The sequence below is a fragment of the Sabulicella flocculans genome, from assembly GCF_045449635.1.
Classification (GTDB): domain Bacteria; phylum Pseudomonadota; class Alphaproteobacteria; order Acetobacterales; family Acetobacteraceae; genus Roseococcus.
This window is the reverse complement of sequence record NZ_JBJJBR010000007.1, coordinates 1-15,847: the sequence shown is the minus strand read 5'-3', so window position 1 is coordinate 15,847 and position 15,847 is coordinate 1. Positions and strand designations below refer to the sequence as shown.

At 73.6% G+C, this 15,847-nt stretch carries 14 protein-coding genes; 5 read left to right on the top strand and 9 right to left on the bottom strand.

What is annotated here, in order from left to right; all coding sequences use genetic code 11:
* Positions 1-46 precede the first annotated feature (46 nt).
* Together ACI6QG_RS09180 and ACI6QG_RS09175 are read right to left on the bottom strand one after the other, a co-directional pair.
* Positions 47-1,180, bottom strand: coding sequence for a bifunctional 2-methylcitrate synthase/citrate synthase (locus tag ACI6QG_RS09180; protein ID WP_407024295.1), 1,134 nt, complete (start codon positions 1,178-1,180; stop codon positions 47-49).
* Positions 1,181-1,286: 106 nt separating this feature from the next.
* Entirely contained in the window at positions 1,287-2,828 is a 1,542-nt protein-coding gene (locus ACI6QG_RS09175; protein ID WP_407024294.1) for an MmgE/PrpD family protein, read from the bottom strand.
* 114 nt (positions 2,829-2,942) lie between these two features.
* Between ACI6QG_RS09175 and ACI6QG_RS09170 the strand changes: the two genes are divergently transcribed.
* Genes ACI6QG_RS09170 through ACI6QG_RS09150 form a run of 5 tightly spaced genes read left to right on the top strand, consistent with a single transcriptional unit; the run spans position 2,943 to position 7,961 of the window.
* Entirely contained in the window at positions 2,943-3,851 is a 909-nt protein-coding gene (locus ACI6QG_RS09170) for a LysR family transcriptional regulator (protein ID WP_407024293.1), read from the top strand.
* Positions 3,851-5,224, top strand: a complete 1,374-nt coding sequence (locus ACI6QG_RS09165; RefSeq protein WP_407024292.1) for a dihydroorotase — start codon at positions 3,851-3,853, stop codon at positions 5,222-5,224. The genes ACI6QG_RS09170 and ACI6QG_RS09165 overlap by 1 nt, the downstream gene beginning before the upstream one ends.
* Positions 5,224-6,165 (top strand): N-carbamoyl-D-amino-acid hydrolase, encoded by a 942-nt coding sequence (locus tag ACI6QG_RS09160; protein WP_407024291.1) that lies wholly within the window; start codon positions 5,224-5,226, stop codon positions 6,163-6,165. Before ACI6QG_RS09165 ends, ACI6QG_RS09160 begins: the two co-directional genes overlap by 1 nt.
* A gap of 54 nt (positions 6,166-6,219) precedes the next feature.
* Entirely contained in the window at positions 6,220-7,020 is an 801-nt protein-coding gene (locus ACI6QG_RS09155; RefSeq protein ID WP_407024290.1) for an SDR family NAD(P)-dependent oxidoreductase, read from the top strand.
* Positions 7,020-7,961, top strand: a complete 942-nt coding sequence (locus ACI6QG_RS09150; RefSeq protein WP_407024289.1) for a Bug family tripartite tricarboxylate transporter substrate binding protein — start codon at positions 7,020-7,022, stop codon at positions 7,959-7,961. Before ACI6QG_RS09155 ends, ACI6QG_RS09150 begins: the two co-directional genes overlap by 1 nt.
* A 66-nt stretch (positions 7,962-8,027) precedes the next feature.
* Here ACI6QG_RS09150 and folP read toward each other — a convergent pair whose 3' ends face one another.
* The 7 genes from folP to ACI6QG_RS09115 all read right to left on the bottom strand — a co-directional run bounded on the left by folP (position 8,028) and on the right by ACI6QG_RS09115 (position 15,486).
* Positions 8,028-9,047 (bottom strand): dihydropteroate synthase, encoded by a 1,020-nt coding sequence (gene folP / locus ACI6QG_RS09145; protein WP_407024288.1) that lies wholly within the window; start codon positions 9,045-9,047, stop codon positions 8,028-8,030.
* Between the two features lie 43 nt (positions 9,048-9,090).
* The gene (gene ftsH, locus ACI6QG_RS09140; RefSeq protein ID WP_407024287.1) at positions 9,091-11,010 is read right to left on the bottom strand and encodes an ATP-dependent zinc metalloprotease FtsH; all 1,920 of its coding nucleotides are present in this window, start codon (positions 11,008-11,010) and stop codon (positions 9,091-9,093) included.
* Positions 11,007-12,026 carry a tRNA lysidine(34) synthetase TilS gene (gene tilS, locus ACI6QG_RS09135; protein WP_407024286.1) on the bottom strand — a complete coding sequence of 340 codons (1,020 nt, stop codon included), beginning with the start codon at positions 12,024-12,026 and terminating at the stop codon, positions 11,007-11,009. The genes ftsH and tilS overlap by 4 nt, the downstream gene beginning before the upstream one ends.
* 32 nt (positions 12,027-12,058) lie before the next feature.
* Positions 12,059-12,913 (bottom strand): tol-pal system YbgF family protein, encoded by an 855-nt coding sequence (locus ACI6QG_RS09130; protein ID WP_407024285.1) that lies wholly within the window; start codon positions 12,911-12,913, stop codon positions 12,059-12,061.
* A 43-nt stretch (positions 12,914-12,956) separates the two neighbouring features.
* Positions 12,957-13,445: a peptidoglycan-associated lipoprotein Pal gene (gene pal, locus ACI6QG_RS09125; protein ID WP_407024284.1), complete on the bottom strand. Its 489-nt coding sequence runs from the start codon at positions 13,443-13,445 to the stop codon at positions 12,957-12,959.
* A 132-nt stretch (positions 13,446-13,577) separates the two neighbouring features.
* On the bottom strand, positions 13,578-14,900 hold the full coding sequence (gene tolB, locus ACI6QG_RS09120; protein ID WP_407024283.1) for a Tol-Pal system beta propeller repeat protein TolB: 1,323 nt from the start codon (positions 14,898-14,900) through the stop codon (positions 13,578-13,580).
* Positions 14,901-14,970: 70 nt separating this feature from the next.
* Positions 14,971-15,486, bottom strand: a complete 516-nt coding sequence (locus ACI6QG_RS09115) for a cell envelope integrity TolA family protein (protein WP_407024282.1) — start codon at positions 15,484-15,486, stop codon at positions 14,971-14,973.
* Between the last annotated feature and the right edge of the window lie 361 nt (positions 15,487-15,847).

Here is a 15,847-nt window from a genome sequence, read left to right as displayed (position 1 = left end):
AGGCCGCGCGAGTCACCTCGCGCGGCCTGCGTGACGCGACGCTGAATCAGCCGCGCTGCGCGAGGGGAGTCACCTTGCGCTGCTCGACGCCGGTGTAGAGCGAGAGCGGGCGGATCAGCCGGTTGTCCTTGCCCTGCTCGATCACGTGCGCCGCCCAGCCGGTGATGCGCGAGCACACGAAGATCGGCGTGAACAGCGGGATGTCGAAGCCCATCAGGTAGTAGGCGGGCCCGGCCGGGAAATCGAGGTTCGGGTGGATGTTCTTGCGCGTGAGCATGATGTCCGCCAGCACGGCGGAGGTGCGCATCCAGCGCTCGTCGCCCACCACGCGGGCCATCACCTCGGCGTACTTCTTCATGGTGGGCACGCGGGAGTCGCCGTTCTTGTAGACGCGGTGGCCGAAGCCCATCACCAGCGCCTTGTGGTCGAACTTGCCTTCCAGCCACTCCGCCGCCGCCTCGGGCGAAGGGATCTCCTTGAGCATGTGCATCACCGCCTCGTTGGCGCCGCCGTGCAGCGGGCCCTTGAGTGCTGCGATGCCGCCGGTGATGGCGCCGTGCATGTCCGCCATGGTGGAGGTGATGGTGCGCGCGGTGAAGGTGGAGGCGTTGAAGGTGTGCTCGGCGTAGAGGATCATGCTCACGTCGAAGGCCTTGATGACCTCCGGCTGCGGCACCTTGCCGAACACCATGTGGAAGAAGTTCTCGCAGAAGGGCAGCGAGGCGTCGGGGGCGATGGGCTCCTGCCCCTTGCTCAGCCGGTGCGCGGCGGCCACGGCGACGGGGATCTTCGCCAGCAGGCGCATCGCCTTGCGCCGCTGCGCCGCCTCGCCCACGTCGGCGGTGTCCGGGTCCTCCATGCCCATGAAGGACACGGCGGTGCGGATGGCGTCCATCGGGTGGGCGTCGCGCGGGAACTCCCGCAGCACCCGCAGCAGGGCCGGGCTCAGCGCGCGGTTGGCCTTCTCCTCGGCCTGGAAGGCGGAAAGCTGCGCCTTCGTCGGCAGCTCGCCGTTCCACAGCAGGAAGGCGGTCTCGTCGAAGCTGGCCTCCTCGCACAGATCCTGCACGGCGTAGCCGCGATAGGTCAGCGAGTTGGTTTCGGGCATCACCTTGGAGATGGTGGACTCGTCGGCATAGACGCCGACCAGGCCCTTGCGGACCTCGATCTGTTCGCTCATCGGCTTTCCTCTCCTCGTGGGGGTCGGGCCGGGCGCGGCGGGCGCCCGGCCTTTGCGGCTTCGGGGACGATCCACCGCCAAGGGCGGATCGCCCCCGGCCGGGGCCTCAGAAGATGCCCGGCTTGCTCTCGGCCAGGGCGCCGCGCGGCATCGCCACGTTCAGCACCGCCAGCTCGCCGGCCGGGATGCGCGCCAGGTCCTGCACGTCGGCCAGGAAGCGCGCGCTCTCGCGGGCGGAGATGAGGCCGTCGGTCAGCATGCGGAACTTGCCGATGTACTGCTCCCGCGCGAAGGGGCGGGCGCCGCGCGGGTGGGCATTGGCCACGCCCAGCTCGTCCACGATGGTGCTGCCGTCCTTCATCAGGATCTCCACCCGGCCGCCGAAGCTCAGCGTCTCCGGGTCGCGGGAGTGGTACTTCTCCGTCCAGGCCGGGTCCTCGCGCGTCTCGATCTTGTGCCACAGGCGCACCGTGTCGGCGCGCTGGGCGCGCTTGGGGGCGTAGCTGTCCACGTGGTGCCAGCGCCCGTCCTGCAGGGCGACGGCGAAGATGTACATGATGGAGTGGTCCAGCGTCTCGCGGCTGGCCTTGGGGTCCATCTTCTGCGGGTCGTTGGCGCCGGTGCCGATCACGTAGTGGGTGTGGTGGCTGGTGTGGATGGTGATCTTCTCGATCGCCTCGAAGTCGGTGACCTGCTCCTTCATGCGGAAGGCGAGGTCGATCAGCGCCTGGGACTGGTACTCCGCCGAGTGCTCCTTGGTGTAGCTGTCCAGGATGGCGCGCTTGGCCTCGCCGGGGCCGGGCAGCGGCACCTGGTAGTAGGTGGGGTCGTAGACGGTCTTGCGGCCCTGGCTGTCGGCCTGGGTGCGGCCCGACAGCACCCAGGCGATCACGCTGTCCTCGCCCTCGTAGATCGGGCTCGGCGCGCCCTCGCCGCGCATGCAGCGGTCCACCGCCTCGATGGCCAGCTTGCCGGCATGGGCCGGGGCGTAGGCCTTCCAGGAGGAGATCTCGCCCTTGCGGGACTGGCGGAAGGAGACGGAGGTGTGCAGCGCCTGCTGGATGGACTGGAACACCACCTCCTGCTTCAGCCCCAGCAGGGTGCCGATGCCGGCCGCCGCGGCGGGGCAGAGGTGGGCGATGTGGTCCACCTTGTGCTCGTGCAGGCAGATGGCGCGCACCAGGTTGATGTGCAGCTCATACCCCGTGGCGATGCCGCGGATCAGGTCCTTGCCCGAGCGCCCCATCGCCTGGCCGACCGCCAGGATGGGCGGGATGTTGTCGCCGGGGTGGGAGTAGTCGGCCGCCAGGAAGGTGTCGTGGTAGTCCAGCTCGCGCACCGCGGTGCCGTTGGCCCAGGCCGCCCATTCGGGCGAGACGGTGGTGCCGGAGGGCAGGCCGAACACCGTGGCGCCGCCCGCCTTCTTGCCGTGGCCCAGCGCCATGCCGCGCGCCGAGACGACCGGGCGGCGGTTGACCGAGGCGATGGCGACGGAGGCGTTGTCGATGATCCGGTTGATGATCATCTCCGTCACCTCGCGCGGCACCGCCACCTTGTCGGTGGCGACGCCGGCCATCTTCCAGGCCAGCTGGTCCTCGCGCTTCAGCAGCGCCTTCGAGGGGTGGACCTTCACGTCGTGCATCTGCATGGGGCTATCCTCTCCCGCTTCGGATGATGGGCCTTTTTCGGCCCGCTTCGCCGCTTCGTCCATTCCGAAGCCGCCGGGTTTTCCATAGCGGTTTCGTATCGCATGATACGCGCCATGGTGGATTTCCGCTCGCTGCGCCGGATGGGCCACTTCCTCGCGGTGGCGGAGGAAGGGCATTTCGGCCGTGCCGCCGCGCGGCTGGGCCTGTCGCAGCCGCCGCTGACGGCGCAGATCCAGGCGCTGGAGGCCGAGCTGGGCGTGCGCCTGCTGGAGCGCGGCCGCGGCGGCACCCGCCCGACGCGCGAGGGCGAGGCGCTGATCCCCATCCTGCGGCGCATCGTGGAGGACGCGAAGCGCGCCGAGGCCCTGGCGTTGGAGCTGCGCGCCGGCCGCCACGCGCCGATGGCGATGGCCTGCGTCACCTCCGCCCTGTTCGGCTTCCTGCCGCCTCTGGCCCGTGCCCTGCGCGCCCTGCGCCCCGACGCCGCGCTGGGCGTGCAGGAGATGGACACCACCGACAGCCTGGAAGCCCTGCGAAGGGGCGAGGTGGACTTCGCCCTGGTGCGGCTGGACGCCGCGCACCCGCCCTTCGGCGTGCAGCCGCTGGGCGCCGACCGGCTGCTGGCCGCCCTGCCCGAGGGGCACCGGCTGGCCGCCGGCGACGGCGCGCTGGAGCTGGCGAAGCTGGCGGAGGAGCCGCTGGTGGCGCTGCCGCGCTCCATCTCGCCGGCCTATTTCGACCGCCAGGTGCAGGCCTGCCGCGACGCGGGGTTCGAGCCCCGCGCGATGCGCGAGGCCGGTTCCGCCATGGCGCAGCTGGCCTTCGTGGCGGCGGGCTTCGGGGTGGCGCTGGTGTCCTCCGGCATCGCGCAGCTGCGCCCGCCCGGCGTCGCCTTCCGCGAGCTGGCGGGGCGGGTGACCGCGGTGGGCGTGGCGCTGGCCTGGAACACGGAACGCGAGACGGACGCCGCGCGGCTGGCGCGCGAGGCGGCGGATTTGGCCTTCGGGACGGGGATGGGGTGATGGACGACGAACGGGTGATCCGCGGCGAGCTGGTGCTGCCGGACGGCGTGCTGGCGGATGGCTGGCTGCTGGCGCGCGGCGGGCGCATCGCCGCCATCGGCCAGGGCGCGCCGCCCGCGGGGCGGGAGGTGGCCGACCACCGGGGCATGCTGGTGTTCCCTGGCCTGGTGGACGGGCACATGCACACCTCCAGCTCCACCGGCTGGCCGGGCATCGAGGGCGCCTCGCGCTCCGCCGCCGCCGGGGGCGTCACCACCTGCGTGGACATGCCCTATGACGTGCCGCGCCCGGTGACGGATGCCGCCATCCTCGCCGACAAGATCGAGCACGTGGAGCGGCTGAGCCACGTGGACATGGCGCTCTACGGCACCATCCGGAAGGATGGGAACACGGAGGACATCGCCGGCCTCATCGAGGGCGGGGTGTGCTCCTTCAAGCTCTCCACCTACGAATACGACGCCGTGCGCTTCCCGCGCATCGACCACCCGACCATGCTGCGCGCCTTCGCCGCCATCGCGCCCTCCAACCTCATGGTCGCCATCCACAACGAGGACCAGGAGCTGGTGGAGCGCCTCACCGCCCAGGCCAAGGCGGCGGGCGAGACGCACCCGATCATGCACGCCCGCACCCGCCCGCCGATCACCGAGAGCATGGCGGACCTGGAAATCTTCGAGATGGCGCTGGAGACGGGCTGCCACGTCCACATCGCCCATTCCTCGCTGGCGCGCGGCTTCGAGCTGGCGGCGATGTTCCGCGCCATGGGCGCGCGCACCACCGGCGAGGCCTGCATCCAGTACCTGTGCATGACGGAGGAGGACCTCGTCCGCCTGCAGGGCTTCGGCAAGTGCAACCCGCCCTTCCGCACCGCCGCGGAGGTGGAGCGCATGTGGGGCGCGGTGCGCGCCGGCAGCGTGGCCTATGTCTCCACCGACCATGCGCCCTGGCCCCGGCCGCGCAAGGAATACGCGGGCGACATCTTCGCCGTCGGCGCCGGGCTGACGGGCATGCAGAGCTTCGCGCCGCTGATGTTCACCCTGCTGGAGCAGCGCGGCCTGCCGGTGGAGACGATGGCGAGCCTCTGCGCCGAGCGCCCGGCGCGCTTCCACGGCCTGTTCCCGAAGAAGGGTGCCATCCGGGTGGGCGCCGATGCCGACCTGTGCGTGATGCAGCGCGGCAGCTTCGCCTTCGACGCCACCGCCATCCAGGACCGCGAGGATGCGCGCTGGTCGCCCTATGACGGCATGGCGATGACGGCGCGCGTGGCCGCCACCTTCCTGCGCGGCGACTGCGTGTGGGATGGGGCGCAGGTGCTGGCGACGCCCGGCACCGGGCGCTTCGTGCCGCGCCAGCACCGCGAGGGGTTCCTGGGCTGATGGCGCGCGTGCTGACGCTGGCCGGCGCCCAGACCGGCCCCATCCAGCGCGCCGACACCCGCGCCCACACGTTGGACCGCCTGATCGCCCTGCTGGAGCAGGCGGCGCGCTCCGGCGCGCAGCTCGTCGTCTTCCCCGAACTGGCGCTGACCACCTTCTTCCCGCGCTGGCTGCTCTCCGATGCCGAGCGCGACGCCTTCTTCGAGCGCGCCATGCCCAACCCCGGCTGCCAGGCGCTGTTCGACCGCGCGCGGGAACTCCGCGTCGGCTTCTACCTCGGCTTCGCGGAACTCACGCCGGAGGGGCGGCGCTTCAACACCGCCATCACCGTCGGCCCCGATGGCGCCGTGCTGGGCACCTACCGCAAGGTCCACCTGCCCGGCTCGGTCGAGCCGCGTGCGGGCGATCGCTTCCACCAGCTGGAGAAGCGCTACTTCGACTACGGCGACCTCGGCTTCCCCGCCTTCCGCGGCCCCGCCGAGTGGCACCGCGCGGTGATGGGCATGCTGGTCTGCAACGACCGCCGCTGGCCCGAGGCGTGGCGCTGCTATGGCCTGCAAGGGGTGGAGCTGATGCTGATGGGCTACAACTCCGCCGCCTACGACCCCAATGGCGGCACGACGGAGAACGAGGCCCTGCGCACCTTCCACTCCACCCTGGCGGTGCAGGCCAATGCCTACATGAACGCCACCTGGGCGGTGAGCGTGGCCAAGGCGGGCCTGGAGGACGGGGCGGGGCTGATCGGCGGCTCGGTCATCGTGGACCCCAACGGGGTGGTCGCCGCGCAGGCGCGCACGCTGGAGGACGAGGTGATCCTGGCCGAATGCGACCTCGACCTCTGCCGCCAGGGCAAGGAGAAGATGTTCCACTTCGCCTCCCACCGCCGGCCGCAGCACTACGCGCGCATCACGCAGCAGGTGGGCGCCGAGCCGCCGCCGTGACTTGACGCCCCCCGCCCGCGGCGCAGGATGGCGCAAAGGGTGGAGGGAACGGCGATGCTCAGGCTCGACGGCAAGGTGGCGCTCGTCACCGGGGCCGGCTCGGTCGGCCCCGGCTGGGGCAATGGCAAGGCAACGGCGGTGCTGCTGGCCCGCCAGGGCGCCCGCGTCTTCTGCCTCGACATCAACCCCGCCGCCGTGGCCGAGACGGTCGCCATCATCACCGGCGAGGGCCACGAGGCCCAGGCCCATGCCTGCGACGTGACCCGCAGCGACGAGGTTCGCGAGGCGGTGGAAGCCTGCGTGGCGCGCTTCGGCGGGCTGGACATCCTGGTCAACAATGTCGGCGGCTCGGCTCCCGGCGGCGCCGCCTCCATGCCCGAGGAGGCGTGGGACGCGCAGATGGACATGAACCTGCGCTCGGTGTTCCTGGGCTGCAAGCACGCCCTGCCGCACCTGCTGGCCCGCGCGCCCAGCGCCATCGTCAACCTCGCCAGCATCGCCTGCCTGCGGATGAGCGAGGACCGGCCGCACGTCGCCTACAGCGCCTCCAAGCACGGGGTCATCGCGCTGTCGAAGTCGGTGGCGATGGAGCATGCGCGGGCCGGGGTGCGCTGCAACACCGTCATCCCCGGGCTGATGCACACGCCGCTGGTCGAGCACCGCCTGGTCCGCCAGCTCGGCGCCAATGACGCCGCGGCGCTGATCGCCAAGCGCGACGCCCAGGTGCCGATGGGGAAGATGGGCGATGGCTGGGACGTGGCCCATGCCGTGCTGTTCCTCGCCAGCGGCGAGGCCAGGCACATCACCGGCACGGAATTGCTGGTGGATGGTGGAATCTCAGCGAGGATGCCCTGATGCGACGCCGCAGCCTTCTGCTCGCCTCCCTGGCCACCCCTGCCCTGGCGCAGGACCGGCCGGTGACGATCATCGTGCCCTCGCCCGCCGGCGGCGGCACCGACTTCAACGCCCGCCTGGTGGCCGAGCCGCTGGGCCGGCTGATCGGCGCCACCGTGGTGGTGGAGAACCGGCCCGGCGGCAATGATGTGGTGGGGCTGCAGGCCGTGCTCTCGGCCCGCGCCGACGGCACCACGCTGCTGTGCGGCTATGCCGGCACGGTGGCCGGGCGCGCGGCGGTGGGCGGGCTGGGCGCCATCGTGCCGATGCGCGACTTCGTGCCGCTGGGCCTGATCTCCGACACGCCGCAGCTTGTCGTCGTGCACCCCACCGTCCCGGCCGCCACCCTGCCGGAATTCGTGGCGCAGGCGAAGGCGCGGCCGGGCGAGCTGGCCTATGCCTCGGCCGGCAACGGCTCCATGCACCACCTCTCGGCCGAGTACCTGAAGCTGCGCACGGGGATGGACCTGCTGCACATCCCCTATCGCGGCACCGGCGAGACGATGCGCGACCTCATCGCCGGGCGGGTGCAGTTCTACACCAACTCGCCGCCGCCCCTGGTGCCGCTGGTGCGCGACGGCCGGCTGCGGGCGCTGTGCGTCACCAGCGACCGGCGCCACCCCGGCCTGCCCGACATCCCCGCCGCCAGCGAGCAGGGCTTCGGCGGGTTGCCGCTGAATGTCTGGTTCTCCCTCTTCGCCCCGCGCGGCGTGCCGGAGCCGGTGGCGCGGCGCCTGTCGGAGGCGCTGCACGCCGTGGTGTCGGACGCCGCCCTGGCCGCCCGCGCGCTGGAGGCCGGCGCCATCCTTGCCCCCTCCAGCGCCGAGGCGCTGGGCGAGCGGCTGCGGCGGGAGACGGAATCCTGGGCGGAGGTGGCGCGCCGCGCCGGCATCACCGGATAGGGCGCCGACCGCGGCCGGGATGGCCGCGCTTCCCATCCGGCCGGGCCGGCAGGCTGCGGCCCGGCGTCACGCGCCGGGCGCCTCCTGCCACCCGGCGCGCAGGGCCGCGCCCATGCGCAGCGCCTGCACCGTGGCGGCGACGTCGTGCACGCGCACCATGTGGGCGCCCATCGCCGCCGCCTCCAGCGCCAGGGCGACGCTGCCCATGACGCGCTGCCCGGCCTCGGCCACGCCGGTCACCTTGCCGACGAAGCCCTTGCGGCTGGCGCCCACCAGGATCGCGCAGCCCAGGTTGGCCAGGATGGGCAGGCGGGCCACCAGGTCCAGGTTGTCCTGCACGCGCTTGCCGAAGCCGATGCCGGGGTCCACCGCGATGCGGGAGCGCGCGACGCCCAGCGCCTCCAGACTGGCGACGCGGCCTTCCAGCCAGCGCGCCACCTCCCGCGCCGCGTCGTCGTAGTGGATGCCCTGCTGCATGGTGCGGGGGTCGGCGGTGCGCGCATGCATCAGGATGACGGGGCAGCGCGCCTGCGCCAGCAGGCGGACCGTGTCGCGGTCGTGGCGGGCGGCGCTGACGTCGTTCACGATTTCCGCCCCTGCCTCCAGCCCGGCCGCCATGGTGCGGGCGTTGCGGGTGTCGAGGCTGACCGGGCCGGACTTCGCCAGTTCCCGCACCACGGGCAGGATTCGGGCGATCTCCTCCTCCGCCGGCACCGGCTCCGAGCCGGGGCGGGTGCTCTCGCCGCCGATGTCGAGGATGTCGGCGCCCTCCTCCAGCAGGCGCAGGCCGCGGGCGATGGCGGCCGCGTGGCCGGCGCCCAGCCCGTCGCCGCTGAAGCTGTCGGGGGTGCAGTTGACGATGCCCATGACCAGCGGGCGCGCGCGCGGCGGCACCAGGCCGGCGAAGGGCGGCGGGGCGCGGGTCAGGGCGGGCGGGGCGTCCTCCAGCGGGCGCCAGGCGCCGTCCTCGCCGCGCAGCAGGGTGAAGGCGGCCGCGCCGCCCTGCAACGGCGCGGCGCGGCCGTCGCGGATGGCGGCGAGGGCGGCGGGGCCGTGCAGCAGGCCCAGCGGCTCCAGGAACTCCATGGGCTTCCCCCAACAAAAAAGGCGCCTCGCGGCGCCTTTCCTGTTAGCCCGCCGGCTGCGGGCTGTATCCCCCCGCATCGGGCCGGGGGTTGCGCCCGCTGCTGGGCACCGAACCGCGGCCGGCATTCGCCGGCTCGTCCGGGCGGTTGCGCACCACCGGCTCGCCCCGCAGCACCTGGCGGATCTCGTCGCCGCTCAGGGTCTCGTACTCCAGCAGGCCCTTGGCCAGCCGCTCCAGCTCCTCCCGGTTCTCCGTGAGGATGCGCTTGGCGCGGGAATAGGCGCCGTCGATGATGCCGCGGATCTCGGCGTCGATCAGGCGGGCCGTCTCCTCCGACAGGTTCTTGGACTGGGTGACGGAATGGCCCAGGAAGACCTCCTGGCTGTTCTCGCCATAGGCGACCATGCCCAGCTTGTCGCTCATGCCCCATTCGGTGACCATCATGCGGGCCTGGTTGGTGGCCATCTTGATGTCGCCCGAGGCGCCGTTGCTCACCTTGTCGGAGCCGAAGACAATCTCCTCGGCCACGCGGCCGCCCATCGCCATCGCCAGCTCGGCGTGCATCTTGGACTTGTGCTTGGAGTAGCGGTCGCCGGCCGGCAGGCTCATCACCAGGCCCAGCGCGCGCCCGCGCGGGATGATGGTGGCCTTGTGAACCGGGTCGCACTCCTCCTCCTTCATGGCGACCAGGGCGTGGCCGGCCTCGTGGTAGGCGGTCATGCGCTTCTCGTCGTCGCTCATCACCAGGGAGCGGCGCTCGGCGCCCATCATCACCTTGTCCTTGGCGGCCTCGAACTCCGCCATGCCCACGGTGCGCCGGCCGGAGCGCGCGGCCAGCAGCGCGGCCTCGTTCACCAGGTTGGCGAGGTCGGCGCCCGAGAAGCCGGGGGTGCCGCGGGCGATGGTCTTGGGGTCCACGTCGGAGGCCAGCGGAACCTTGCGCATGTGGACGCGCAGGATCTTCTCGCGGCCCACCACGTCGGGGTTGGGCACCACCACCTGCCGGTCGAAGCGGCCGGGGCGCAGCAGCGCGGGGTCCAGCACGTCGGGCCGGTTGGTGGCGGCGATGATGATGACGCCCTCGTTGGACTCGAAGCCGTCCATCTCCACCAGCATCTGGTTCAGCGTCTGCTCGCGCTCGTCATTGCCGCCGCCCAGCCCGGCGCCGCGGTGGCGGCCCACCGCGTCGATCTCGTCGATGAAGATCAGGCAGGGGGCGTTCTTCTTGCCCTGCTCGAACATGTCGCGCACGCGCGAGGCGCCGACGCCCACGAACATCTCCACGAAGTCGGAGCCGGAGATGGTGAAGAAGGGCACGTTGGCCTCGCCCGCGATGGAGCGCGCCAGCAGCGTCTTGCCGGTGCCCGGCGGGCCCACCAGCAGCACGCCCTTGGGGATCTTGCCGCCCAGGCGCTGGAACTTCTGCGGGTCGCGCAGGAAGTCCACAATCTCCTCCAGCTCCTGCTTGGCCTCGTCGATGCCGGCCACGTCCTCGAAGGTGACGCGGCCGTGCTTCTCCGTCAGCAGCTTGGCGCGGCTCTTGCCGAAGCCCATGGCCCGGCCGCCGCCGCCCTGCATCTGGCGCATGAAGAAGATCCACACGCCGATCAGCAGCAGCATGGGGAACCAGGAGATGAGGATCTGGAACAGCGGGTTGACCTCGCTCTCCTCCGGCCGCGCCACCACGCGGATGCCCTTCTCCGTCAGGCGGCCCACCAGCGATGGGTCCTCCGGCGTGAAGGTGGAGAAGGAGCGGCCATCGGCCAGCTGGCCGGAGACGGTGCGCCCCTGGATCACCACGTCGCGCACGTGGCCCGCGTTCACCTCGTTCAGGAAGTCGCTGTAGGCCACCTGCATGGAGGCGCGCCCGCCCTGCCCCGCGGGCTGGAACAGGTTGAACAGCGCCACCAGCAGCAGCGCCACGATCACCCACAGGGCCAGGTTGCGGCCGAAATTGCTCACGTCGCGCGTCCCTCTTTCCCGGCCATCCTGCCGGCATGAGATGAAGATAGGGTGTCCGCCGCGCTTTGGCACGGGGGAAGCGGCGGAACGAAACAAAGCGTCAGCGGCCCGGATGCCGGGCCCAGGCCCTTCAGATGGGAAGCCCGCGCGCCCGGCGCAATCCGCGCCTCCGGCCGCAGCCGGCCGTCGCGGCGCAGCACCGCCCCGCCCAGGCTGCCATGGCCGCGCGCCAGCAGCGCCGCGACGGCGGCGGGCGCCGGCGGGTGGCGCCCGCCCCCCACCGCCCGCACCAGGCGGCCCAGCGCCAGCCGCGCCAGCGCATCCGCGCCCAGCGCCGCGAGGTCCAGCCACGCGGTGCCGTCCGCTTCCAAGGCGGCCGCTGCCGCCAGCCGCTCGGCCAGCGCGGCTTCCAGCCGCTGGCGGCGCCGGGCGAAGGGGGCGGCGTCCAGCCGCGGCGGGGCCTGGCGCAGCCGGGCGCGCAGGAAGCGCCGGTCGGCGTTGGCTGGGTCGTCCAGCCAGCGCAGCCCGGCGGCGGCGCAGGTGGCGCGCAGCCGGGCGCGCGGCACGCCCAGCAGCGGGCGCAGCACCAGCGCCTCCGCCGCCGGGATCAGGGCGGACATGCCACCCAGGCCGATGGCGCCGCTGCCGGCCAGGGCGCGCATCAGGATGGTCTCGGCCTGGTCCTCGGCGTGATGGGCCAGCAGCAGGTGCAGGGCGCCGGCGGCGGCGCAGGCGCCCAGAAGGGCGGCGCGGCGGGCGGCGCGGGCGCGTTCCTGGGTGCGCGGGCCGGGCGCCAGCCCCAGCGGCAGCAGCCGCGCCGGGATGCCGCGCGCGGCAAGCTGCGCCACGGTCGCCGCGGCCTCGGCGGCGGATTCCGCGCGCAGCCCGTGGTCGCACACCAGGGCCGTCACCCGGCCCGGCGCCCAGCCATGCGCCAGCCACATCAGCGCCAGCGAATCGGGGCCGCCGGAGCAGCCCACCATCAGGGCGGGGCCGAAGGGCCCCAGCGGCGCCATCAGCGCCGCAAACTCCGCCGCGCCGAGCGGGGTCAGCCGCAGCGGCCCTGCCGGCGCAGCGCCTCGGCGCGCTCGGCCACCGGGCCGGACAGGCGGGGGAATTGGGAGCGCAGCTCGCCCAGCGTCTCGCAGGCCTCGCGGCGGCTGTTCAGGCCCAGGAAGGCCCCGGCCAGCCCGGTCATCGCCTCCGGCGCGCGGGGGCCGGTGCGGGCGCGGGTGTAGGCCTCGTTGTAGGCGATGGCGGCGTTGCCGAAGTCGCGCCGGCCAGCCAGCGCGTCGCCCAGCAGCAGCTGCGCGTTGACGTTGCCGGCGCCGCCGCGCGTGCCGATCGCCTCGCGCGCCGCGGCCTCGGCGGCGGCGTAGTCGCGCCGGGCCAGGGCGGCCTGGCCCTCGCGCAGCGCCAGCTCGGGGGTGCGGGGGGGCGGGGCGCCGGTGCTGGTGGTGGGCGGGCCGGCCGGCGGCGCGGCGGTGGCGGCGCCGCCGCGGGGCGGGGTGCCGCCCTCGGCGCGCGACAGGCGGAACTCGATGTCGCCTTGCAGCTTCTCCAGCTCGGCGCGCAGGCGGGCGTTCTGGTTCTCCAGCACGTCGGCGCGGCCGCGCTGGCGGCTCACCTCCTCCTCCAGGCGCTGCACGCGCTCCAGCAGCTGGCCGGTCAGCTCGCCGCCGCCGCCCCCGCGGGAGGCGACGGGCGGCGCGACGGGGCCGCCGCCGCGGCGCATCTGCTCCATCTCCTGCCGCAGCTGGAGGATCTGGTTCTGCAGCGCGATGCCCTCGCGCGTCTCCATCTGCGCGCGGGCCGCGCCGGGCAGCAGCAGCGCCGCCAGCAGCAGGCCCGTCGCGGCCGCGCCGCGCAGGGATGGGCCGGAAGGTCGAGGAGAAGGAACCATCAGGAAGCCCCCGCGGAAGCGCGAAGCGGTGTCGCGGGGCGCCTCAGCGCACCGCGGTGACGGCGCGGCGGTTGCGCGCCCAGGCGTCCTCGGAGGAGCCCAGCGCGTCCGGGCGGTCCTTGCCGTAGGAGATGGTCTGGATGCGCGCGCCCGAGACGCCGGAGGCCACCAGAATGTCGCGCGCGGCGTTGGCGCGGCGCTGGCCCAGGGCCAGGTTGTACTCGCGGGTGCCGCGCTCGTCGGCGTGGCCCTCCACCATCACCTGCACCTGGGCGTTGGTCTGCATCCAGCGCGCCTGGCGCTCCAGCACCGGGCGCTGGTCGCCGCGGATGGAGGAGCGGTCGGTGTCGAAGAACACCCGGTCGCCCACGTTCGCCACCAGATCCTCCTGCGAGCCGGGGCGGATCGCACCGCCGCTGGCCTGGCTGGCGCCGCCGGCGCCGGTGGCGGCCGCGTTCTCGTCCGAGTTGGAGCAGGCGGCGAGCAGGCCCGCGGCCATCAGCGCGGCGAGCAGGGGCTTGGTGGCGGCCATCGGGGGTTCTCTCCTCAGCGGACGGGCGCCGGGCGCCCGCCCATGGTGCGTTGCAACAAAAGCTTGCGTGGATGGGTAGCCCCGCGCGTGGCCGGATTCAAGGCCGCAGCTTCCCGCCCCGCGCAAGGCTGGTCAGCCGAGCAACGAGGACCAGCTGGGGTCGGTTGCGTCGGTCGGCGTGGGGATCGGGCGCTCGTTGAACCCCGCGATGTCGATGGAGGCGAGGCGGGCGGAGTAGCCCTCGCCCCGCGCGCCGCGCGCCTGGCTTTCGCGGTGGAACATCAGCACGCGGCCATTGGGGGCGAAGGTCGGCGCCTCCATGGACCAGCCCTCGCTGAGGATGCGCTCGCCCGAGCCGTCGGGGCGCATCACGCCGATGGCGAACTGCCCGCGGGCGATGCGCGTGAAGGCGATGAGGTCGCCGCGCGGCGACCACACCGGCGTGGCGTAGCGCCCGTTGCCGAAGGAGATGCGCCGCGCCCCGCCGCCGCCGGCATCCATGACGTAGAGCTGCTGGTCGCCGCCGCGGTCGGAGTTGAACACGATCTGCCCGCCATCGGGCGAGAAGCAGGGCGAGACGTCCAGCCCGCCGCCGGAGGTGAGCTGGCGTTCCCGCCGCGAGCCCAGGTCCACGAGGTAGATGTTCGCATCCCCCCCGCGCATGGCCGACAGCACCACGGAGCGCCCATCGGGCGAGAAGCGCGGCGACAGCGTCATGCCGCCGAAGGAGCCCAGCACCTCCGAGTGGCCGGACTGCAGATTGAACAGGTACACCCGCGGCTCGTTGCGCTCATAGGACATGAAGGCGATCTGCTGCGCGTTGGGGTGGAAGCGCGGCGTCAGCGCCTGGAAGCGGCCGTCGGTGAGGAAGCGGTGGTTCTCGCCATCCTGGTCCATCAGCGCCAGCCGGCGCACCCGGCGGTCGCGCGGGCCGGTCTCGCTCACGTAGGCGACGCGGGTGTTGAAGTAGCCGTCCTCGCCCAGCATCCGCTTGTAGATGTCGTCGGAGATGATGTGCGCGATCTGCCGCCAGTTGGCCTGGGTGGTGTTGTAGGCGGTGCCCAGCGCCTGCTGCTCGGGCAGCACGTCCCACAGGCGGAACTCGACGCGGAAGGCGCCGCCGCTCTCCACCACGCGGCCGGTGACCAGGGCGGTGGCGCCGATCACGCGCCAGTCCTGGAAGCGCGGGGTGGCGGCCGCGGCCTCGGCGTTCTGGATGAAGGCCGCGCGCTCGACGGGGCGGAACAGGCCGCTGCTGCGCAGGTTGTTGGCGATGACGCGGCTGATCTGCGCCCCCAGCGCCCCGCCGGCCATGTCGGGGATGGCGATGGGGATGGGGTCGGTGCGGGCGCGGGTGATGTCGATCACGGTGCCCTGCCCCAGCGCGGGCAGCGGCGCGGCGAGGATGCCGGCCGCGGCCAGCAGGTGGCGGCGGCGGAGGGAAAGGTCGGTCACGTCGGGGCGGCTCCCGCAAATCTGGTCGGCATGGAACTGCGCTGCCCCGGGGCGGGGGTCAAGGGAGGGTTCAGCGCAGCCCCAGGTCGCTCGGCCGGAAGCGGAACACGGCGTCGCGCAGCGCGGCCAGACGCTCGCGCGGCAAGGGCAGCGGGTTGCAGCGCGGGTCCAGCAGGGCGCGGCGCGCGGCCTCGTACACCATGCGGGCGCGCGGGTCGCCGGGCACGGCGCCGTTGGGGCGCACCACGCGCACCACGCCGCCGGCATCCACCTCCACCCGCAGCTCCACCGTGATCTGGTTCAGGCCGGGCGCGCCGGCGTCCACGCTCCAGCACTCGCTGATCTTGTCGGCCAGGCCGGCGCGCTCGCCGGCCGTCAGGCTGGCGGTGCCCTGCGGCGCCCCGCCGCCCTGCTGCGGCGCGCCGGGGGCCGGGTTGGGCCGCGCGGTGGGCGGCTGGGATTGCTGCTGGGCGGCGCGCAGGCGCTCCAGCGTGTTCAGCACCGACTGCGAGCGCTCCTGCGGGTTGCGGGTGGGCGGCGTCTGGCCGGTGCCGGGCTGCTGGGCGGGCTCGGGCGGCGGCGGCACCGGCGGCGGGGGCAGCGGCAGGGGCGGCGCCGGGCGCGGCGGGGCCGGGGTGGCGGGCTGCGGCGGGAGACGGAATCCTGGGCGGAGGTGGCGCGCCGCGCCGGCATCACCGGATAGGGCGCCGACCGCGGCCGGGAGGGCCGCGCTTCCCATCCGGCCGGGCCGGCAGGCTGCGGCCCGGCGTCACGCGCCGGGCGCCTCCTGCCACCCGGCGCGCAGGGCCGCGCCCATGCGCAGCGCCTGCACCGTGGCGGCGACGTCGTGCACGCGCACCATGTGGGCGCCCATCGCCGCCGCCTCCAGCGCCAGGGCGACGCTGCACATGACGCGCTGCCCGGCCTCGGCCACGCCGGTCACCTTG